Source organism: Neoroseomonas eburnea (genome assembly GCF_018129005.1).
Classification (GTDB): domain Bacteria; phylum Pseudomonadota; class Alphaproteobacteria; order Acetobacterales; family Acetobacteraceae; genus Neoroseomonas; species Neoroseomonas eburnea.
In genome coordinates, this window is sequence record NZ_JAAEDL010000026.1 from 26,102 (window position 1) to 47,055 (window position 20,954).

The 20,954-nt window shown below is 70.9% G+C and carries 18 protein-coding genes and 1 pseudogene; 9 read left to right on the plus strand and 10 right to left on the minus strand.

What is annotated here, in order from left to right:
• Nucleotides 1-15: 15 nt before the first annotated feature.
• Both GXW74_RS21310 and GXW74_RS21315 read left to right on the plus strand, forming a co-directional pair.
• Nucleotides 16-867 carry a hypothetical protein gene (locus tag GXW74_RS21310; RefSeq protein WP_211848579.1) on the plus strand — a complete coding sequence of 284 codons (852 nt, stop codon included), beginning with the start codon at nucleotides 16-18 and terminating at the stop codon, nucleotides 865-867.
• Between the two features lie 103 nt (nucleotides 868-970).
• Nucleotides 971-3,316: a CDC27 family protein gene (locus GXW74_RS21315; RefSeq protein ID WP_211848580.1), complete on the plus strand. Its 2,346-nt coding sequence runs from the start codon at nucleotides 971-973 to the stop codon at nucleotides 3,314-3,316.
• A gap of 154 nt (nucleotides 3,317-3,470) precedes the next feature.
• On the opposite strand, the gene GXW74_RS21320 is transcribed toward GXW74_RS21315, so the two are convergent.
• The 8 genes from GXW74_RS21320 to GXW74_RS28105 all read right to left on the minus strand — a co-directional run bounded on the left by GXW74_RS21320 (nucleotide 3,471) and on the right by GXW74_RS28105 (nucleotide 12,337).
• Entirely contained in the window at nucleotides 3,471-3,656 is a 186-nt protein-coding gene (locus tag GXW74_RS21320; protein WP_211848581.1) for a hypothetical protein, read from the minus strand.
• Between the two features lie 109 nt (nucleotides 3,657-3,765).
• Nucleotides 3,766-4,494 carry a response regulator gene (locus GXW74_RS21325; protein ID WP_211848582.1) on the minus strand — a complete coding sequence of 243 codons (729 nt, stop codon included), beginning with the start codon at nucleotides 4,492-4,494 and terminating at the stop codon, nucleotides 3,766-3,768.
• Nucleotides 4,491-7,151, minus strand: coding sequence for a sensor histidine kinase (locus GXW74_RS21330; protein WP_211848583.1), 2,661 nt, complete (start codon nucleotides 7,149-7,151; stop codon nucleotides 4,491-4,493). Before GXW74_RS21330 ends, GXW74_RS21325 begins: the two co-directional genes overlap by 4 nt.
• A 104-nt stretch (nucleotides 7,152-7,255) precedes the next feature.
• Entirely contained in the window at nucleotides 7,256-7,810 is a 555-nt protein-coding gene (gene kdpC / locus GXW74_RS21335; protein ID WP_211848584.1) for a potassium-transporting ATPase subunit KdpC, read from the minus strand.
• Nucleotides 7,811-7,812: 2 nt separating this feature from the next.
• Nucleotides 7,813-9,882, minus strand: a complete 2,070-nt coding sequence (gene kdpB, locus GXW74_RS21340) for a potassium-transporting ATPase subunit KdpB (RefSeq protein ID WP_211848585.1) — start codon at nucleotides 9,880-9,882, stop codon at nucleotides 7,813-7,815.
• 11 nt (nucleotides 9,883-9,893) lie between these two features.
• Entirely contained in the window at nucleotides 9,894-11,591 is a 1,698-nt protein-coding gene (gene kdpA, locus GXW74_RS21345; protein ID WP_211848586.1) for a potassium-transporting ATPase subunit KdpA, read from the minus strand.
• A 4-nt stretch (nucleotides 11,592-11,595) separates the two neighbouring features.
• Complete coding sequence (gene kdpF / locus GXW74_RS21350) at nucleotides 11,596-11,691, minus strand: K(+)-transporting ATPase subunit F (protein WP_211848587.1); 96 nt, start codon at nucleotides 11,689-11,691, stop codon at nucleotides 11,596-11,598.
• A gap of 76 nt (nucleotides 11,692-11,767) precedes the next feature.
• A complete protein-coding gene (locus GXW74_RS28105; RefSeq protein WP_246523817.1) occupies nucleotides 11,768-12,337 on the minus strand; it encodes a DUF2190 family protein in 570 nt (189 codons plus the stop codon).
• A 121-nt stretch (nucleotides 12,338-12,458) separates the two neighbouring features.
• Here GXW74_RS28105 and GXW74_RS21360 point away from each other — a divergent pair, with 121 nt between their 5' ends.
• Together GXW74_RS21360 and GXW74_RS28455 are read left to right on the plus strand one after the other, a co-directional pair.
• Entirely contained in the window at nucleotides 12,459-12,815 is a 357-nt protein-coding gene (locus GXW74_RS21360; protein ID WP_211848588.1) for a hypothetical protein, read from the plus strand.
• A 5-nt stretch (nucleotides 12,816-12,820) separates the two neighbouring features.
• Complete coding sequence (locus GXW74_RS28455; RefSeq protein WP_272877334.1) at nucleotides 12,821-12,940, plus strand: GDCCVxC domain-containing (seleno)protein; 120 nt, start codon at nucleotides 12,821-12,823, stop codon at nucleotides 12,938-12,940.
• A gap of 64 nt (nucleotides 12,941-13,004) precedes the next feature.
• On the opposite strand, the pseudogene GXW74_RS28110 reads toward GXW74_RS28455, so the two are convergent.
• Nucleotides 13,005-13,571 (minus strand): annotated as a pseudogene (locus GXW74_RS28110) (phage major capsid protein); the annotation flags it as partial.
• Between GXW74_RS28110 and cas7g the strand changes: the two are divergent.
• The 5 genes from cas7g (at nucleotide 13,543) to GXW74_RS21395 (ending at nucleotide 20,451) form a co-directional block, all read left to right on the plus strand.
• Nucleotides 13,543-14,181: a type I-G CRISPR-associated RAMP protein Csb1/Cas7g gene (gene cas7g / locus GXW74_RS21370; protein ID WP_211848589.1), complete on the plus strand. Its 639-nt coding sequence runs from the start codon at nucleotides 13,543-13,545 to the stop codon at nucleotides 14,179-14,181. The pseudogene GXW74_RS28110 and the gene cas7g sit on opposite strands and share 29 nt — an antisense overlap.
• A 247-nt stretch (nucleotides 14,182-14,428) precedes the next feature.
• Nucleotides 14,429-16,492, plus strand: a complete 2,064-nt coding sequence (gene csb2 / locus GXW74_RS21375; RefSeq protein ID WP_211848632.1) for a type I-G CRISPR-associated protein Csb2 — start codon at nucleotides 14,429-14,431, stop codon at nucleotides 16,490-16,492.
• Nucleotides 16,489-18,369 carry a CRISPR-associated endonuclease Cas4g/Cas1g gene (cas4g/cas1g, locus tag GXW74_RS21380; RefSeq protein WP_246523821.1) on the plus strand — a complete coding sequence of 627 codons (1,881 nt, stop codon included), beginning with the start codon at nucleotides 16,489-16,491 and terminating at the stop codon, nucleotides 18,367-18,369. Before csb2 ends, cas4g/cas1g begins: the two co-directional genes overlap by 4 nt.
• A gap of 868 nt (nucleotides 18,370-19,237) precedes the next feature.
• Nucleotides 19,238-19,798 (plus strand): hypothetical protein, encoded by a 561-nt coding sequence (locus GXW74_RS21390; protein WP_211848591.1) that lies wholly within the window; start codon nucleotides 19,238-19,240, stop codon nucleotides 19,796-19,798.
• A gap of 95 nt (nucleotides 19,799-19,893) precedes the next feature.
• Nucleotides 19,894-20,451, plus strand: coding sequence for an RES domain-containing protein (locus tag GXW74_RS21395; RefSeq protein WP_211848592.1), 558 nt, complete (start codon nucleotides 19,894-19,896; stop codon nucleotides 20,449-20,451).
• A gap of 20 nt (nucleotides 20,452-20,471) precedes the next feature.
• Here GXW74_RS21395 and GXW74_RS21400 read toward each other — a convergent pair whose 3' ends face one another.
• On the minus strand, nucleotides 20,472-20,852 hold the full coding sequence (locus GXW74_RS21400) for a hypothetical protein (protein WP_211848593.1): 381 nt from the start codon (nucleotides 20,850-20,852) through the stop codon (nucleotides 20,472-20,474).
• Nucleotides 20,853-20,954 lie beyond the last annotated feature (102 nt).

Consider the following 20,954-nt stretch of genomic DNA (forward strand, 5'->3'; position numbering starts at 1 on the left):
ACAGGCAGGATCACGATGCGACAGACCTGGATGCGTCCCGTCGCTGCGGCGCTCGTGACGATGGGCGTGTGCGCCGGCGCCGCTGCGCAGGAAGCCGGCCTGCGCCCCGGCTGGAGCTTCGAGGTCGCGCCCTATGTCTGGCTGCCCTCGGTGAGCGCCAACCTGCGCTACGACCTGCGCTCCCAACTCGCCGGCTCGGCCGACGTCAAGGCGGATGCCGGCGACTACTTCGGCAACCTGAACTTCGCCGGCGCCTTGGCGGCGACGGTGCGCTACGATCGCTTCTCGCTTCTGACCGACATCATCTACGTGAGCGCCGATGCCGGCGGCAGCCGCGTCGAGGGGGTCGACATCATCGGTGTCGGCCGCAATCCCATCTCCAGCACGCTCAATGTCAGCGGCAACTCGACGCTCAAGACAACGCTCTGGACGCTGGCCGGCGGCTACACGCTCGCCTCGGGCACCTGGGGCAATGTCGATGTGCTGGCGGGCTTCCGCTACCTCGGGGTCGAGGCGACCACCGACTACAACCTCGCACTCACGCTGGTCGGGCCGCGCGGCAATGCCGGGCCGACCTTTGGCGGCGCCGGGCGCTTTTCCGGGCGCGACAACATCTGGAACGGCATCGTCGGCCTGCGCGGGCGCATCAACGTCGCCGAGACCGGCTTCTTCATGCCCTACTACGTGGACATCGGCGGCGGCGATTCGAACCCTACCTGGCAGACCTTCGCGGGCATCGGCTACCAGAGCGGCTGGGCCGGCGTGCAACTCGGCTGGCGGTACATGTCCTTCGACCAGGGCGGCAGCGCACTGGTCCAGGACATGTCGCTGAGCGGCGCCTACCTCGCGGTGAATTTCAGCTTCTAGGCATGGCGGCGGCATGCCGATCCGCGTCCTCCGCGCACGCGACGCTGGGCGCGCGCCGAGGCGGTATGCTGTGATGGTCGAGTGAGAGGCGCAGGGGAACCGCGTGGACGGTGACCGAGACCCGCGAAGGACATCCCGTGTTCGTGGCCTGCCCCGCGTCCTGGCTCTTGCCGCGGCCATCGCCGTCCCCTTCCTGCCGGCGGCGCTGCTGACCGGCGGCGCCCCGGCGGTCGCGACCGAAGGGGCGCACCCCGGCTTCGTCGGCACCACCACCTGCGCCGGCTGCCACACCGTCGAGGCCGCCGCATGGCGGACCAGCGACCATGCCCGCGCCATGGCTGCCGCCACACCCGCCACCGTGCTCGGCGACTTCTCCGGCGTCAGCGTCACGGACGGGCACCACACCGCCACCTTCCGGCGCAACGGCGATCGCTTCGTCATCCGCACCGACGGCCCCGGCGGCACGGTCGCGGATTTCCCGGTCAGCGAGACCTTCGGCGTGGATCCGCTGCAGCAATACCTCGTGCTGTTCCCCGATGGCCGCCGCCAAGCCCTGCCCTGGGCCTGGGACAGCCGCCCGCGCGAGGAGGGCGGCCAGCGCTGGTTCCACCTGATGCCGCAGGAGGCGCTGCGCGCGGGCGACCCGCTGCACTGGACCGGGCGCGACCAGAATTGGAACTTCATGTGTGCCTCCTGCCACTCGACCGGAGTGCGGCGGGGCTACGACGCGGCGCGCGGCCGCTACGACACGACCTGGACGGAGATCAGCGTCGGCTGCGAGTCCTGCCACGGGCCCGGTGCGGCGCATGTGGCCTGGGCGCAGGCCGGCACGCGCGTCGAGATCGCCCATCGCGGCCTCGCGGTCGCGCTGCGCGACCGCTCGGGCGGCGCCTGGCGCATCGTTCGTGGCGACCCGCGCGGTATCGCCCGGTGGGACGGCCCGCCGCGCCAATCCACCGCCGCGCAGGTCGAGACCTGTGCCCCCTGCCATGCCCGCGCCCGTCCGATCGTCGCCGACCCGCTGCCCGGCGCGCGCTTCCTCGACACCCATGCGCCGCTGCTGCTGGAACGCGGCGAGTACCGCGCCGACGGCCAGATCCAGGGCGAGGTCTTCGAATGGGGGTCCTTCGCGCAGAGCCGCATGCAGCGCGCCGGCGTGGTCTGCGCCGACTGCCACGACCCGCACAGCGGTCGAATGCGCGCCGAGGGCAACGCGGTGTGCGCGCAATGCCACCTGCCTGCCCGCTTCGAGGCGCCCGACCACCATCGGCATGCGCCGGGCAGCGCCGGGGCGCGATGCGTTGCCTGCCACATGCCGGCGGTCACCTACATGGGCGTGGATCGCCGTCGCGACCACGCCTTCAGCATCCCGCGTCCCGACGTCGCGGCGGCGATCGGTGCGCCCGACACCTGCACATCCTGCCATGCCGGCCGGACGCAGGCCTGGGCGGCGGCGCAGCTCGCGTCATGGCATGGCCCGCCACGCGGCGGACCGCACCCGGCGCTCGCGATCCTTGCCGGCCGCGCGGGGGCGCGCCAGACCGATGCGGCACTCGCCGCCATCGCCACCGACCGGACGCATCCCGCGATCCTGCGGGCCACGGCGGTCACCCTGCTGCCGATGCCGCCGTCCCAGGCGAGCGCCGGCGCGATCGGCGCCACGCTGCTCGACCCCGAGCCGCTGGTCCGCGCCAGCGCGCTGCGCGCCCTCGAAGGCCTCGATCCACGCAACCGTCTGCATGCGATTCGCTTCCTCACCGACGAGTTCCGCCTCGTCCGTATCGAGGCCGCGCGCGCGCTGGCGCCGGTGCCGCTGAACGCGCTGCCGGAAGCCGCGCGCCCCGCCTTCGCCCGTGCCTGGGACGAATTGCTGGCGAGCGAGCGGGTGGCGGCCGAGCGCCCCGAGGCGCAGGTGAACATTGCCGGCCTGCTCGCCCAGCGCGGCGACCAGGCGGGCGCCGAGGCCGCCTATCGCGCGGCGCTGGCGCGCGACTCGGCCTTCCTGCCGGCCCTCGTCAACCAGGCCAGCTTCGAGGAGGCGCGCGGCCGGCCCGAGGCGGCGGAAGCGCTGCTGCGCCGCGCCGTCGCCGCGCATCCGCAGGCGGCGGAGCCGCTTTACGCCCTGGCGCTGCTGCAGGTTCGGCGCGGGCAGATCGGGGAGGCGACGGACATTCTGGCCACCACGTCCCGGCTGGCGCCGCACGAACCGCGCTATGCCTACACGCATGCGCTCGCGCTGCATCGGCAGGGCCGCGTGGACGCAGCGATCGCGGTTCTCGCGCGGCAAGCCGGGCACCGCGACAGCCTGATCGCAGCCGCGACCTTCGAGCGAGACCGTGGCCGGCTGGGGGAGGCAGAGCGGTATGCGCGGGCTGTCCTTGCGCTCGATCCCCAGGACCGCGAGGCAGCCGCGATGCTCGCAGAGATCGCGAGGCGCTCATCCCGCTGAGCTGCCGCGCGGCAGTGCGATTCGAAGGCGCCCTTCGCTTCGTCGCCTGCACCGCCAGTGGCGCCTCGACGGTGGACCGCGCCGCGGCGCCACTGGCGGTGCGGGTGACGAAGCGGCGTATCCCGTCGTCAAGTTAGAGTGCGCGGTCGGTCATTCAGAGCGGTGTATCTGGCGGTACCAGGCCCTGATCACGCGCGAGCGTCCGCGCGAAGAACAGCATGAGCTTGCGGCCGTCCTCGTCGACATGCCCCCAAATCCGCAGCAGCTCGTCGCGCTGTGCGGGCCCTGGCTTGCGACCAGGAACGCGCTTGGAGTTTAGCGCGGCCGCATTGTCGGTCATGGCGCCGGGGCTCCATTCAGAACTGACGGAGAGGTGATGCCAGTGAACCGAGGCCCGGGCCAGGCAGATGGAGCTCAACGCGTTGCGGTGCTGCGACCTGCTGGATGCGTCAGTGGTCGTCGGTGCCAAAGCGATAGCCGACGGCGGGCTCGGTGCGGATCAGGCGCGATGCGGCGCCGAGCTTCTGCCGAAGGTGGCCGATATAGACGCGGAGGTACTGGGTCTCCTCCGCATGGGCCGGACCCCAGACGGATGTCAGGAGCTGGCGGTGGGTGATCACCCTGCCCTCGCCACCGCGCACCAGGGCTGCCAGGAGGCCCCACTCTCTCGGGGTGAGCTTCAGCGGCTCGCCATCCTCGACGCGAGCCGTGCGCCGGGCAAAATCCACTTCCAGGCTCCCGACACGGACAACCGGCTCCTGCATCTCGGGCTGGTGCCGCCCCACTCGGCGAAGTGCGGCACGGATGCGGGCGAGCAGCTCGCCCAGTGCGAAGGGCTTCTCGACGTAGTCGTCGCCCCCGGCATCCAGCGCGGCAACCTTCTCGGCCTCCTGGTCGCGCGCCGACAGGATCACGATCGGCGCCTCCGTGAACCCGCGCAGCTTCGGGATCGCCGTCTTGCCGTCGCCGTCCGGCAGACCGAGGTCGAGCAGCACCAGGGCCGGCGACCGCTCGGCTGCGGCCCGCAGCCCCTCTGCCAGCGTCTCGGCCCGCAACGGCTCGTAGCCCGCGGCCTCGAGCGCTGGGGCGAGGAAGCGGTGGATCTGCCGCTCGTCGTCCACAACGAGAATGCGCGGCCGCGTCGCGTCGGAGACCCGCGAAGATGTCTTCTCGCTCATCCGCCGGGGAACCTCACCACCATCCGCGTCCCGCCTCCGTCCGGCGTCACCGGGCTCTCGGCCAGGATCCGCCCGCCCATGGCCTGCACGAGCCCGCGGCAGATGGCCAGCCCCAGCCCGCTGCCCGCCGCGACGCGATCCGTGCGGGTCGCGCGGAAGAACGGGTCGAAGACCCGGTGCAGATCCTCGCGTGGGATGCCGGGACCGTCATCCTCCACCGTGATCGCCACCTCCGGCCCCTCCCGGCTCAGGCGCGCCACCACCCGGCCCGCGGGTGCGGAGAATTTCAGCGCGTTGTCGAGCAGATTGACCAGCACCTGGTCGAGAAGCGCAGGATCGAGGCGCGGCGCCGTGGCCCGCGCCGCGATGTCGAGGACCACCTCGCGGCCATGCCCCCGGCCCGCCCGGGCGGCTGCCGTCTCCAGCGCGTCGGCGAGGTCCACCGTCTCGCGCCGCGGCTCGATCTGGCGGTTCTCGATGCGCACCATGTCGAGGATGTTCGAGATCCAGCGCGACAGCCGTTCGGTTTCCTCCTCGGCGGTCGCGAGGAGATCGGCACGCGTCTGCTCCGAAAGCGCGGGGCCTGCCGTGCGCAACGTGCCGATCGCGCCCCGGATCGAGGTGAGCGGCGTCTTCAGGTCATGGCCGAGCGAGGTGAGAAGGGCGGTGCGCAGCACCTCGGTCTCCGCACGGGCCTCGCTGCGGGCCCGCTCCTCCATGAGCTCCGCCCGTTCCAGCGCGACCGCGCCCTGGTCGAGCAGGGCGTCGAGCGCCCGGTCTGCCTCGCCCTCCAGCGGAACGCCCACTTCCGGCAAGCGCAGCCCGACCAGCCCCGCCAGGCCATGCGCCGTGCGCATCGGCCGGAACTGCCAGGCGGCCGCGGGCAAGGTGTCGGTGCCACGTCCGGCCGGGCGCCGGTTGGCGGCCGACCAGCGCGCCGCGGCCATGCTCGCCTCGTCGGGCTCGACAGAGATCGGCACGCTCGCCCGCAGGACCGGCTCCGGGGCGCTCTCGCCCGGCAGCGGCGGCAGGAGCAGCAGGATGCAGGCGGGCCCGCCGGCGATGCGCGACGCCTCCTCCGCGATGGCGAGCAGGAGGTCGCCCTTGTCGCCCGGCGCGCCGAGACGGCGGCTGAACTCCACAAGGCGACGCAGGCCGAGCATGCGGGCGCGCGCCGCCCGGACGGAGCGGCCGAGGCCGCCGGTGGTGCCGGCCAGCAGCAGGGCGACAAGCGCGAAGACGACGACGCCGACGACGTCTTGCGGGCCGGCGATCGTCAGCGTGTAGCGCGGCGGCAGGAACAGGAAATTCCAGGCCAGGAAGGAGAGTGCCGCGGCGAAGGCGCCCTGGATCGGCCCGAACCCCACCGCCGCCGCGACGATCGGCACCAGATAGACCATGCCGAGGGCACCCTCCGGCACGACACCGTCGAAGGCAATACCGACCGCGGTCGCCGCCGCGACGAGAGCCGGGGTTGCCGCCCAACCCGCCCAGCCCGGCAGCGCGCGAGGTTCCGCGCGGAGGCGCCGTGGCGCCCTGGCCGGCTCCGGCACCAGGTGGAGCGTGAAGTCGGTGGCCTCGCGGAGCAGCGTCGCCGAGAGCGTCCGCCCTGTCAGGCGTCTCCACCAGCCCGGGCGGCCGCGCCCGATCACCAGATGCGTCGCGTTGCGCGTCCGCGCCTCGCGCAGGATGGCGCTGGGCAGGTCGTCGTCGGCGACCGTCTCCGTCTCCGCGCCGAGCTGCTCAGCGAGGCGCAGCGCCGGACCGGGATCGGCAGAGGGATCCGCCGTAGGCCGCTCGACATGCAGCGCGACGAGCGGCGCCTTCAAGGCATCCGCCACACGCCGCGCCTCGCGCACCACCAGTTCGGCCGACGGATCGGCCCCGATCAGGGCCATGACGCGGTCGCCGGCCGGCCAGGGGCCGGCGATGGCGTTCGCCCGCATGTATCCGGTGACGTCGGCATCCACGCGCTCGGCCGTGCGGCGCAGCGCCATCTCGCGGAGCGCGGCGAGGTTGCCTTCCTTGAAGAAGCCGCGCAGCGCCCGGCTCGCCTGGTCGGGGCGATAGATGCGCCCCTGGCGCATGCGCTCGATCAGCTCGGCGGGCGGGATGTCGATCAGCTCGACGGCGTCCGCCTCGGCCAGCACGCGGTCGGGCACCGTCTCGGCCACCCGGACGCCGGTGATGCGCGCCACGGCTTCCGACAGGCTCTCGAGGTGCTGGACGTTCATCGTCGTCCATACCTCGATGCCGGCCTCGCGCAGCTCCTCCACGTCCTGCCAGCGCTTGGGGTGCCGGCTGCCCGTCACATTCGTATGCGCCAATTCGTCGAGCAGCAGGATCTGGGGGCGCCGCGCCAGCGCCGCATCGAGGTCGAATTCCTCCAGCGCCTGGCCCCGGTACTCGATCCGGATGCGCGGCAGGATCGGCAGGTCGCCGATCGCCGCCTGGGTATCCGCGCGTCCATGGGTCTCGACGATGCCGACCACCACGTCCGAGCCGCCGGCGCGGCGGCGATGCGCCTCGGCAAGCATCTCCATTGTCTTGCCGACACCGGGCGCGGCGCCGAGGAACACCTTCAGCCGCCCGCGTCCCTCCCGCCGGGCCAGCGCCAGCAGGGCATCGGGGTCGGGTCGGGCCGGCTCACCAGGCATGGGCCGCAGGATAGCAGGGCGTCGGGCGGCCGGGCGGCGGTTGTTGCGGCGCGCATGGGCCGGCTACAAGGTGGCGCGGCGCTGGGGCCATCAGGGCAAAGCACTCAGCGCAGCGCGTCGAGCGCCAGGTTGAGGCGCAGCACGTTGACGCGCGGCTCGCCGAGCAGGCCGAACTGCCGGCCCTCGGTGTGGCGTGCGACCAGCTCCGCCACGCGGGCCTCGGGCAGGCCGCGGGCGGCCGCGATGCGCGGCACCTGGCGCGCGGCGTTCGCCGGGCTGATGTGCGGGTCGAGGCCGGAGCCCGAGGCCGTGACAGCGTCCGCAGGCACCGTCCCGCCGCCCGCCGCCGCGACGCGCTCCGTCACCGCCTCGCCTAGCGCCGCCGAGGTCGGTCCGAGTTGCGAGGCGGCACCCGCGGCCGCGTTGTAGGGATCGGGCGATGTTGCGGAGGGCCGCGGGTGGAAGTAGCGCTCCGAGGTGAAGTTCTGGCCGAGCAGCATGGACCCGACCATGCGGCCCTGGCGCTCGACGAGGCTGCCGCCGGCCTCGCCCGGGAAGACCAGGCCGGCGACCCCGGTGAAGGCCAGCGGCACGGCGAGGCCGAGGAGCAGGGTGAAGAGCCCGACCACGGCGAAGGCGGGACGGAGGAGAGCGGTCATGGTCAGGCCAGCCCAAGGAGGACGAGGAGGACGTCGATGATCTTGATGCCGAGGAAGGGCGCGGCGACGCCGCCCAGGCCGTAGATCAGAAGATTGCGCCGAAGCAGCGCGGCCGCGCCGGCCGGGGCGTAGCGCACCCCGCGGAGCGCCAGCGGCACCAGCGCCACGATGACCAGCGCGTTGAAGATGACGGCCGAGAGGATGGCGCTCTCGGGCGAGGCGAGGCCCATCACGTTCAGCGCGCCGAGCTCGGGGTAGGACGCGACGAAGATCGCCGGCAGGATCGCAAAGTACTTCGCGACGTCGTTGGCGATGGAGAAGGTGGTCAGCGCGCCGCGGGTGATCAGCAGTTGCTTGCCGATCTCCACCACCTCGATGAGCTTGGTCGGATCGCTGTCGAGGTCCACCATGTTGCCGGCCTCGCGCGCCGCCTGCGTGCCGGTCTGCATGGCGAGCCCGACATCGGCCTGGGCCAGCGCCGGCGCGTCGTTGGTGCCGTCGCCGACCATGGCGACCAGGCGGCCTTCCGCCTGCGCCTCGCGGATGTAGGCGAGCTTGTCCTCCGGCGTCGCCTCCGCGATGAAGTCGTCCACGCCTGCCTCGGCGGCGATCGCCGCGGCGGTGAGCCGGTTGTCGCCGGTCACCATCACGGTGCGGATGCCCATCTTCCGCAGGGCGTCGAAGCGGGCGCGCATGCCGGTCTTGACGATGTCCTTCAACTCGATCGCGCCGAGCAGGCGGCCGTCCCTCGCTACCGCGAGCGGCGTGCCGCCGGCGCGGGCGATGCGGTCCACGTCGGCGCGGAACTCGGCCGGGGCCTCGCCGCCCAGGCTCCGCAGCAGCGCGTCCACCGCTCCCTTCCGGAAGGCGCCATGCGGAAGGTCGAGGCCGGAGATGCGGGTCTGCGCCGTGAAGGGGATCACGCGCGCGCCCTCGGGCAGCGCCGGCGCCGCAATGCCGTGCCGCTGCCGCGCGAAGGCGAGGATGGACCGGCCCTCGGGCGTTTCGTCGGCCAGGCTGGACAGCACGGCGGCCTCCGCCACCTCGCGCTCGCTCACGCCGGGGACGGGGATGAACCCGGCGGCCTGGCGATTGCCCAGCGTGATCGTGCCGGTCTTGTCGAGCAGCAGCACGTCCACGTCGCCCGCGGCCTCCACGGCGCGCCCCGACGTCGCGAGCACGTTGAAGCGCACCAGGCGGTCCATGCCCGCGATCCCGATGGCGGAGAGCAGGCCGCCGATCGTCGTCGGGATCAGCGTGACCAGCAGCGCGGCCAGTACGGCGACGGAGGGCGGCTGGCCGTTCCAGCTCGCCAGCCCCACCAGCGTGGCCACCGCGATCAGGAAGATGATCGTCATGCCGGCGAGCAGGATATCGAGCGCGATCTCGTTCGGCGTCTTCTGCCGGGCGGCGCCTTCCACGAGGGAGATCATGCGGTCGAGGAAGGTGGAGCCGGGTGCGGCGGTGATGCGCACCACGATCCAGTCGGAGACGACGAGCGTGCCGCCGGTCACCGCGCTGCGGTCGCCGCCGCTCTCGCGGATCACCGGCGCGCTCTCGCCGGTGACGGCGGCCTCGTTCACGCTGGCGATGCCCTCCACCACCTCGCCGTCGGAGGGGATGAGGTCGCCGGCCTCGACCAGCACCAGCTCGCCGACACGCAGCTCTGTGGCAGCGCGGGGCTGCCAGAGCGTGCGGTCGTCGCCCCGCAGGAGCAGCTTGGCCTGCGTCTCCGTGCGCGCCCGGCGCAGGCTGTCGGCCTGGGCGCGGCCGCGGCCCTCCGCCGCCGCTTCGGCGAAGGTGGCGAAGAGGACGGTCAGCCAGAGCCAGAGGGCGATGCCGGCCTGGAAGGCCCAGGGCTCGCCCAGCGCGGCGGCGCGGACCGCCAGGATAGTCACCAGGATGGAGACGACCTCGGTGACGAAGATCACGGGGTTCCGCACCAGGCGGCGCGGATCGAGCTTCACGATCGCATCCAGCATCGCGCGCCGGATGATCGGGCCGTTGAGGAGGGCGCCGCCGCGCGCCGCGCGGCGGGCCTCGCCCGGGTGGAAGGCAGGGGTGGCGTCCATCGTGGATGGCCTCAGAAGGTCTTGCCGGCGGCAAGCACGAGGTGCTCCGCGACCGGGCCGAGGGCGAGGGCCGGCATGAATTGCAGGCCCCCGAGGATCAGGATCACGCCTGCCAGCAGGCCGATGAAGAGCGGCGTGTGGGTGGGGAAGGTGCCGGTGGAGGCGGCGAGCTTCGGCTTTGCCGCGATCGCCCCCGCGAGCGCCATGACCGGCACGATCACGCCGTAGCGACCGAACAGCATCGCCAGGCCTATAGTGGTGTTGAACCAGGGTGTGTCGGCGGTCAGCCCGCCGAAGGCCGAGCCGTTGTTCCCGGCGCCGGAGGTGTAGGCGTAGAGAATCTCCGACAGGCCGTGCGGCCCCGCATCCTGCACCGAGGCGGTGGCCACCGGCAGCACGGCGGCGACAGCCGCGAAGCCGAGGATGAAGGCCGGCAGGATCAGCACCGCGAGCATCGCGAGCTTCACCTCCTTCGCGCCCACCTTCTTGCCGAGGTACTCGGGCGTGCGGCCGACCATCAGACCGGCCACGAACACCGCCAGCAGCACGAAGACGAGCATGCCGTAGAGGCCGGAACCCACGCCGCCTGGCAGCACCTCGCCGAGCTGGATCATCAGCATCGGAACCAAGCCGCCGAGCGGCGTGAAACTGTCGAGCATCGCGTTGACGCTGCCGTTCGACGCGCCGGTCGTCGCGACCGCCCAGAGGGAGGAGAGGGCGACGCCGAAGCGCACGTCCTTGCCCTCCATATTGCCCGTCGCCAGCTCCACGCCCGCGGCCATGTGGAGCGGGTTGCCGCCTGCCTCGGCCGCATAGACGATGGCGACGCCCGCGACGACGAAGCCCATCATCACCGCCAACAGCGCCCAGCCCTGGCGGATGTCGCGGACGATGTGCCCGAAGGTCAGCGCCAGCGCGAGGGGAATCGCGAGGATCGCCCAGCATTGCAGCAGGTTCGTCCAGGGCGTCGGGTTCTCGAACGGGTGCGCGGAGTTCACGCCGAAGAAGCCGCCGCCATTGGTGCCGAGTTGCTTGATGGCGACCTGGAAGGCGGCGGGGCCGAGCGGGATGGTCTGCGTGCCCCCTTCCAGCGTCGCCGCCTGGACGTAGGGGGAGAGGCTCTGCGGCACGCCGCCGGCGACCAGCAGCAGCCCGAGCAGCAGAGCCAGGGGCAGCAGCAGGTAAAGCGTGATGCGGACGAGATCGGCCCAGTAGTTGCCAAGATCCTGCACCGCGCCTGACGCGAAGGCACGGCTCAGAGCAAGCGCCAGCGCGATGCCGGTCGAGGCGGAGAGGAAGTTCTGAACCGTCAGCCCCGCCATCTGGCTGAAGTAGGACAGTCCGCTCTCGCCGCTGTAGGCCTGCCAGTTGGTGTTGGTCGTGAAGCTGACCGCCGTGTTGAAGGCGAGCCAGGCGGACTGGCCGCCCACGCCCTCGGGGTTCAGCGGCAGCACGCCTTGCAGGCGGAGGATCGCGTAGAGCAGCAGGAAGCCGACTGCGTTGGAGGCGAGCATCGCCAGCGTGTAGGCCTTCCAACCCATGCCGCGCGCCGGATCCACCCCGCCCGCGGCGTAGAACAGTCTCTCGACAGGCGCGAGGAAGGCGACGCGGCCCGCCGCTACCGCCGCGGTGTAGCGCCCTAGCGGCACGGCCGTCGCGACGACGAGCCCGAGGATCAGGGCGATCTGCGCCCAGCCGATCGCGGTCATGGCGTCACAGGTCCTCTGGGCGCACCAGCGCCCGCAGCAGGTAGAGGAGGAGGCCGGCGGCCACGACGCCGCCGAGGATCAACTCGGTCACGGCGGTCACACCCGCTCGCAGCCGGCCACATAGGCGGCCATCAGGCCGAAGACGCCGACGCCGAGCGCCAGCAGCAGAAGGTCGATCATGGTGCGCCCCAATTCGGAAGGACGAGTGCGGACATCACGTGTCCGGCCCGTGGACGTAGCGGGGTGGCGCGCAAAGGATCGATGTGAGATCCGCGGGCGCGGCGCAAAAGGCGCATAAAGACGCAGATGCCCTTCGGCGCCGTCGATACACCGCTCCTGCTCCTCATCGTGCTGCATGGTGCGACGCTGAGAGCGTGTTTGAGAAGCGCCGGCTGCTGCGCGATGCGGCGTAGCATGGTGGTGGTGAGCCAGACGTACACGGTGGCGTCCGTGGCCAGCGCAGCGGTGGTGGCGATGCCAACCTGGAAGTTGCCCGCTGCGGTGGTCGTGACCCGGCGGTTGGCGTTGTCCCAAAAGACGCGCGCGCCGGCGGAGATGGCGAGCGAGGGCTCCTCGGTGAGGTCGAACACGCCCTGGGTGGCGGCCTTGATGACGGCATTCTGCGCGCCGTCGACGGCGGCCACGCCGAACAGCGCGCCGACCAGGACGCCCTGGCCAGCGGTGACGCCGGCCGCATAGGGGACGGCGACGGCCAGGCTCTCGCCTGGCTGGACGAAGTTGCGCATGGGAAAAGCTCCGATGATGCTGTGGTGGTGTGGGGGTGCTGCCCAATGGCCAGATCCGCCGAGAGGGCGTGGCTTTTCGCCATTGCTGCCCGAAGGCCGGGGGGAGTCTCAGGAGTAGTCGGTGGAAGAGTCGTCCAAAGGGGCCGCCCGCGCCCTCAGCGCAACCGTGCTGGCCGTTGGCGGCCTCGCCGCGACACTGGCGGCGGCCGCGTGCTGTGCGCTGCCCGTCGTGTTCGCCACCCTTGGAATTGCGGGTGGCGCCTGGATGCTGGACATCGCCGTCATTGCCGGACCGTGGCAGCGGGTGCTGTCGTGGGGTGGCGCAGCGGCCCTGGTCGCCGCCCTGTTTGTTGCTCGGGTGCGGAGTGCGCCGGGTTGCGCCGAGGGCGTGTGCTCCAAGGCGGCCTTTCGGGTCCTGCTCCTCGCCATCGTCATGCTCGGTGGCGGGCTGGCCGGCCTCACCCTGGCGGCGGGATGACGCGGATGGCAGTGACCCTCACCTGGACGATCAACTGCCCGCACTGCGGGCACGCGCGGCCGGAGACCGTGCCGACCGACGCCTGCCAGTGGTTCTACGACTGCAAGGGCTGCGGCGCCCCCTGACGCGGGCGCCGCGCCAGTCGATGGCGCCGACGCCGAAGTCGAAGATCACGCTGACCTCGACGCCGTCGACGCTGGAGACTGGGCCGGTGGTGACCTGCGGCCCCTCCGCCCCGTTCAGGTAGCCATAGACATAGACCGGCGCCGAGAGCGGATCGGAGAACAGGTACCGGCGGTTCGCCTGGATCACCGGCTCGACGAGCGGCTGCACGAAGCCCGCAAAGACGTTCGCGTTGCTGGTCTACGTCGCGGCGACGCTGACGGTGAGCTGCCGCGCCGCCAGCTCCTGGTTCGGGCCGACCAGCAGGCGCATCGAGGAGCCGATTGCGATCGGCAGCCCGTCGAGGGTCTTCTGGCGCATGATGGCGGCGCGGCCGGCGGCGAGCCCACCGAGATCCAGCGCCGAGCCCGCACCCGCCTTGTTGGCGCGTGCCGCGTCGGTGCCGAACACCGCGGCGTTGCCGGTGGTCAGCGTCGGGCCGTCGCCGTTCGCCGAGTTCAGCAGGCCATAGGCGGTGGCATTCTCGAAGCCGGCGATGCGCCGGCCAAGCGCTGCGGCGAAGTCGGTGAAGGCGCCGAGGTCTTCGTTGACAAGCATCGGCCGGGTGACGCGGATCCTCACCGAGGACCTCATCAAGAGTTGGGCCGACGACCCCGCCGGCCCCGTCGCGCTGCACCTCAGGCAGAAGCTTGTGCCCGTCGAGGGCGAGGACGGCGTTGTGTTTCCGCCGACCTATGCGGGAAGGCGGGACGATGAAGGGCCGCACTACAACATCGACGATCTGGCCGACGGCACGAAGGTCGCGACCATCGATTCGGTCGGCTCCCAGGCCAACCGTATGGAGCCGATCTTCAAGCGCGAGCCCTTCGCGGCGCTGGTGCCGCAGATCGAGATCACCTTCGGCAATGCGTCGAGCGTGTCGCTGCTCGATGTCGGCCACCGTCTCGGCGACGCCAGCGTGCGCAACTCGGCCTTGAAGGCCGAGGTGCAGCGCGCCTTCGAGGGATTCCGCATCGGCGGCGACGCGACGGCCATCGGCAGGCTGGCGCCGACCTCCCTCGTGTTCGGCGCCTGGGATTCGCGCGGCGAGGGCGCGAAGCTGCCCCGCATCGTGCAATCGGTCAGCCGGTGGCAATCGCCCCTGACATCCTCCGTGCCTTCGCGGCCAGCGCCGCCGCGACGTTCGGCGTCGCCGCCGGGCGCAAGGTCGCCTTCGACCCGAAATCCGCAAGGGAGGACCTGACCGACAAGAAGAAGGAGAAGCGCGGCATGGGCAAGCCGGACGCGCCTGCGGCTGGCGCGAGCCCCTCGGACTAGAGCGGTTTCCGTTCGCCTTGGCTCACGGCAACCTCTCCTGCCTTCTGTTTTCGCGAGCATCTTTGCCCGATCAGGTGATTCCACCTGATCGGGATCTGCTCTAGCCGTTCCGTGCCTCGCGTCCTCCTCATCGCCATCCGCTTCCACGATGCCCGCTACCACGGGGCCGAGGACTGGCCGCATGCCCCGGCGCGGCTGTCCAGGCGCTCGTCGCCGGCGCGGCCCGTGGCGCCGCCCTGACGGACGTCGATGCAGCGGCGCTCCGCTGGCTTGAGGGCCTTGCACCACCGACGATTGCAACGCCACTGGCTCGCCGCGGCGCAGGCTCCATCACCTACGTCCCGAACAGCGACCTCGACGCCGTGGGCGGCCATCCGGTCCGGATCGGCGAAATCCGTGCCGGCAAGACGATCCGGCCGATGCTCTTCGATGCCGAAATCCCGCTGGTCTATGCCTGGAGCATCCCGGACGACGCGGCGCATCTGCCCGCGCTGATCGCCATGGCCGACCGCCTGTATCAACTCGGCCGCGGCGTGGACATGGCCTGGGCCACGGCGGAGGCGGTCGATCCGGCAACCGCCGATGCCCGGCTCGCCGCGCATCCTGGCCCGAAGCACCGGCCGAGCGACTCCGGCCGCGGTGGTGCACGACTTGCCTGTCCGCAGCCAGGGTCGCTCGACGGCCTTATCCTACGCCACCAGGCCCAGGCCACGCGATTCCGGCCCGGGGAGCGCAAGGGCACGATCCTGTTCGCGGAACCGCCGAAGCCGCGGTTCCGCATGGTCCCGTATGACTGTCCGCCGGCGCGCCTGCTGTTCGACTTCCGCGCCGGTCGGGCATTCGCGCCCTGGCCGCTGCGCCGCGCGGCTGCCCTGGTCGAGATGCTGCGCGACGAAGCGGCGCGCCGCCTCCGCAAGGCCAAGCCCGACCGCGCCGCGACCGTCGAGCGGCTGCTGGTGGGGCGCGGCGCCACGCCAGCGGACCTCGCGCTGCGCCCGCGGCTCATCCCCCTGCCCTCGATCGGCTTCGTGCATGCCGATCGCGCGATCCGCCGCGTCCTGCTGGAAGTGCCCCCGCATTGCCCGCTCTCGCCCCTGGAGCTTCGCGGGGCGCTCCTCGCCATACCCCTGCACGTCGCCGGCGAGATCCAGTCAGACGCCCGCCTGGTTCCGGCCGCGGAGGAGACGATGCTGCGCCATTATGGCCTGGGTGAGGAATCGCAACCGGCGCGGCTGTGGCGGAGCGTGATGCCGATGGCGCTGCCCGGCGGGCCGCCGCGATCCGGCCGCACGGGTTCGGCGCGCCTCGCCGGCGAAGCCTCCCAGGCCTGCGCGGTGCGCCAGGTGCTGCGCCATGCGGGCGTCACCGAGGCGGTCACCGCGATCCGCGTGCAGCACGAACCCTTCGCGGGGCGCGGCGAGCGGGCGGAAGCTTTCGTCCATGAGCCGCGCTGTCCCGCGGCAGCCCTCCGCCATGTGGAGCAGCGGTTCGCCGAGCCCCGCCGCGGGCCGCTGGTGCTCGGGAACGGCCGCTGGTTGGGCCTTGGCCTGTTTGCACCAGTGGCGGTGCATCCGCGCATGTTCGCCCTCGGGGTCATGGGCGGCCTCGCCGCCGGCTCCGGTGCCGCGCCGGACCTGGCATCCGCGCTCCGCCGCGCGGTGATGGCGCGGGTTCGCGATTGCACGGGCAGTGACCGCCTTGACGCCTTCTTCACCGGCCATGCGCCCGATGGCGCGCCGCTGCGCGACGGTAACCACCGGCATCTCGCCTTCGACCCGCATCGGCGGCGGCTGGTGATCGCGCCGCACGGGTTGGAGGGCCGCCCGGTGGCCCGCTGGGAACGTGAACCCCTCGCCACGCTGGATGCGGCGCTCGCGGGCCTGGTTGAGCTGCGCGCCGGCTCCGCCGGATTGCTGCGGCTGCGGGGGGCCGATGTCGGCCAGGACGATGACCCGCTGCTGACCACGGCGACTTCCTGGCAGAGCATCACACCCTACACACCGACGCGCTATGCGAAGGCGCTGCCGCCCGTCGAGGCGATCGCCGAGGATGTGAGGCGCGAATGCCGGCGACGCCGCTGGCCGGAGCCCATCTGCGAGGTGCTCGATATCCGCGCGGGGCCGCGTGGCGGCCTCACCGCAACCTTGCACCTCCGCTTCGCCATTGCGCGGCCCGGGCCGATCCTGCTGGGGCGCACCGCACATGCCGGTGGCGGCCTGTTTCAAGCCTGTCCATGACTGACCCGACATCGCAGCCCGAACTCGCGCTATCCTATCCGCTCGCCGCCGGCGCCGAGATTCCGTTGCTGCCGGCGCGCATGGTGAATGAGTTCGTCTACTGCCCACGTCTCGCCTACCTGGAATGGGTGCAGGGCGAATGGGCCGAGAGTGCCGACACCACCGAGGGCCGGTTCGCGCATCGCCGCACGGACAGCCCGCGCGGCGCCATGCCGGAAGCCGAGGAACTCGACGCGGCCACCCGAATCCACGCCCGCTCCATCACCCTCGCCTTCGACACGCTTGGCGTGATCGCGAAGCTCGACCTGGTCGAGGGCGAGGACGGCGCGGTTCGTCCTGTAGACACGAAGCGCGGTCGCCGTCCGTATATTGAACGTTCGGCATACCTGCCGGAACGCGTGCAGGTCGGCCTGCAGATCCTGCTGCTGCGCGAGCATGGCTACGCCTGCGATGAGGGCATCCTCCATTTCGCCGAAAGTCGCGAGCGTGTGCCGGTGGTGCTGGACGAGGACCTGCACGCCGAAGTGCTGAAGGCCGTGCATGGCCTGCGCCTCATGGCGGCCTCCAGCCACATCCCACCGCCGTTGGAGGACAACCCGAAGTGCCCACGTTGTTCCCTCGTCGGCATTTGCCTTCCCGACGAGGTGTCGTGGCTGCGGGCGGGCCGTGCCGAGCCGCGGCCGCTGGCCGTCGCCCGCGCCGAGGCTCTGCCAATGGTGGTGCAGGAGCCCCGCGCGCGCATCGGCAAGGATGGCGACACGCTGGAGGTCTCCGTTGAGGGCGCGAAGGTGGCAACGGCGCGCCTCGCCGAGGTTTCGCAGCTTGTGGTCTATGGCAACGCCTACCTCACCACACCAGCGCTGCACGAGTTGATGCGCCGCGAAATCCCGGTGAGCTGGCACAGCCATGGCGGCTGGTTCATGGGCCATACGATGGGGCTCGGCCATCGCAATGTGGAAATCCGCGCGCCATGCGCAGGCAGAACGCATCATCGAAGCTCTGCCGCCATTGGTGCGCGCGGTTTGGTGGCCGCAAAAATCCGCAACGGGCGCACCTTGCAGCGGCGAAACTGGCGGGGTGAAGCGCCGTCGGATGCTCTCTTGGCCGCGCTCGACCGTGACCGGCAGGAGGCCGAGACGGCGCGGGACCAGGCAGCCTTGCTCGGCATCGAGGGGATCGCAGCGCGGCGGTACTTCGAGGGGTTTTCGGCCTGCATCGCGCCTGGGATGTTGGGAGAGGGGCGCTTTGATTGGCCAGGCCGCAACCGCCGCCCGCCGACCAATCCGGTGAACGCGCTGCTCTCGTTTGTCTATGCCATGCTGACGCGCGCCTGGACGATTCAGCTCTCGGCAGTTGGCCTCGATGCCTATCGCGGCTTCTATCGCCAGCCGCGCTACGGACGGCCGGCGCGCCATCATCGCCACCTTCGAGCGGCGGCTGGACCAGGAGATCACGCATCCGCTGTTCGGCTACCGGGTGGCCTATCGACAGCTGTTCGAAGTGCAGGCGCGATTGCTCGGGCGCTTCCTGGCCGGCGAGATTCCCGACATGCCCCACATCACGCCGCGATAGGGGGAAGCATGCGCGTCGGGGATCAGCTTTGGAACGTGACCTATGATGTGGGCGATCAGAAGCGCTGGCGGCGTGTATTCCGAATCATGAAAGGGCGCGGCGAGTGGTTGCAGCTTTCGGTCTTCCAATGCCGTCTCTCCCGGCGCGGCATGGTGGAGTTGCGCGCGGCCCTGGCTGAGGTCGTCAACAACAACCAGGACCACGTTCTGTTCCTGGACCTTGGCCCGGCGGACGAGGTGAAGCCGCGCGTGTCGAGCCTGGGCAAGGCCTTCGAGGCAGTGGAACGACGACCGGTCATCGTGTGATGGTGGCGGACGCATCAGTGGCACTTGCTGCCAGGGCGGTGCGAGCGCTGTGATGGCGGCAAGAAGGTCGGGAGCGCTCGCACAGGCTGTTTGAACAGGTAAATCAGGGAGTTGCAGTGATCGTGCTGATGAGCAGAGCCTCTGTCGTCTGGCGAGATCACGGCGCCGGAGAGAGTGCTCGCAATGGGTCTTGCAAGGGTCTGGTCTTCTGGGCGATTTTTTTGGGGAGTCTTCCTCGGCAGAAATGCCGGGGCCTCATTGAAGCGAACACGAGCACACGTCGATCGGCGGCGGCGTACCGAAGTGTTCGTTCTCGAAGTACGGATTTCGGGCAAGTGGTATGCGAATCAGAGCAAGTGCCGACCGTGCTGAAACCGGCCTTTGAACTGGTCTTTCGATTTCCGTACTAAATCGGCCAGGTCAGGAGGTGCGGAGAGAAACACCAGCCGGAGAGCGACGTCCGGCCGTCTCCGCGTCTCGCCGGTCAACAGGTGCGCGCTGGGAAAATTCGGATGCCTGCCACTCAGCGCGGCGGTCATTCAGCCGGAGAATACGACACGCATCGGAACTGGCGGAGGGAGTGCTACCGGGTTCGAACCGTCTTCGGTGGCCGGTTCCCGTGCCGCAGCAGGAAGCGGCTCGTGGCCTTTCGATGCAGCAAGGCCAAGTTGACGAGCTTGACGAAATAATGCCGCGGGCCCATATTCCCGCCATGACTACCACCGACCAGAGAACTGCTCACAGCAAGGTCGCTGCCCGCCCTCCCCGGACGCATGCCCGAAAGGCGCCAGCCCGCGTCGAGGTGCCACAGGGTATCTCCGCTGAAGAGGCCCGGCGAGTGCTTTCCGCTGTCGCAAGCAGCGCCAGCATGGTGATGCGGACCGGTCGGGTGCTGACGCTCGACCTCAAGCCGACAGTCGGACGTAGCTCGACTCGCTTCCTGCTCGTGAAGTCGAAGCGCGTCGTGGCCGCACAGCCCCAGCCCGCGCAGCATGAAGGTGAGCCGCTCACGCCAGCTGCCGCACGCGCGGCGTTGAAGCGTGCCTATAGCCGTGGCGCAGCAGCGGCGGCCGAGCTGCTGTCGGGACCGGACATGCTTTCTTCTGATGCGCTGGCTGAGCGGCTCGGCCTATCGCGCGAGGCGGTGCATCAGAAGCGGCGGCGCGGTGAGTTGCTCGGCCTCGAAGGCGCCAAGCGCGGCATGCGCTTCCCGGCATGGCAGATCGGGCCGAACGGGCGACCGCCGGCGGCGCTTCCAGCGTTGCACGAGGCATTGGGGGAGCCGTGGGCCGTGTACCGCTTCCTTCGCCAACGCCATCCGGAGCTCGGTATGCGGACAGGCCTCGAGGCCGTGACCGATCCGCGCCAAGCGGCCGAGGCGCTTGCGCTTGCCCGTCGCGGTGGTGACTTCGGCCCGGCTGGGGCGTGAGTAACCCGCGGGCACGGGCCCGTCCGCCCCGTCGCGCGGCCGAACTACGGCCTGCCGTCGCGACGATCCCGGCGGGCGCCCGCTGGATTCGCTTCGTGCGGGCCGTGCATTCTGACGCACTCGGTGTCGGCCAGGGCGCGTCCCGCTTCTCCGATCCGATGCTGGACCGTGGACGGCTGCCGCGCTGGCTGCCGCTCTATCTCGGTCAGTCCTTCACGCTGTGCCTTCAGGAGGTGCTGCTGCGGGACCGTGCCAACGTCGCGCCGCCTGGTCCTTTCCTGGTTGCAGAGGCGGAGTTCGCGCTCTGGGATTGGGTTGAGATCGAAGTCGTCCGCCCCCTGCTGCTGGTGGATCTGCGTGGCACAGCGCTGACCCGGTCCCGCGTTCCGACCGATGTGGTGGGCGCTGCCGACCAGCGGCTGGCCCGTGCCTGGGCAGCCGCCTTCCGCCGACATCCTTCCGGCTTCGCCGGCATAGTCTTTCCCTCGCGCTTCCGGACCGGGGACAATCTCGCCCTGTTTCACGATCGCATTGTGGGAGCCCTGCGCATTGCGTCGCGTCGGCGTCTGCTGGACAGCCCTGTCGATTTGGGGCGCGCTTGCGACGCACTCGATCTCGCCATTGTCCCGACGGCATCTGACCCCGAAGCATGAGAGGCTGTCACGGAGCGGCTTCACTCCTCTCCTTCGACGTCAAGAAACGACATCGAGAGCGTCAAGAGACGACGGATCATGAGATCTCTGCCGTCGCCAGCAGTATCTCTCCGCAGCGCCAGGACCAGTATGGCTTCAAGCACGGTATCAGAATGTCGTGCGATGCGCAGGAGATGCTCCCCGCTCGGGCCTCGTGCGCCCGATAGCCAGCCACGCACGGTCCTATTGCTTGCCCCCGTCCAGCGTTCGAGCTGCTTGGCCGCGCCGCCCCTGAGGCCCACACCACGCTGCAAGGCCTTTGCAATGGCTTTGGCGTACTCGCCTGCAGCAAGCGCGTCGCCATTGGCCCGTGGCAACTTCTTGCCGCTTTTCGCCCGCCCGGCCCCGTTTATTGGCAACATCCTGCCACGCCCCTTCCGCTAGGTTCAGGGCATCGAGGATGCGAGTGCGACCGCGCTTGCCGGGCCTTCCGCGCATTGCAGGGCAGTGCGTGATCTCCGGCG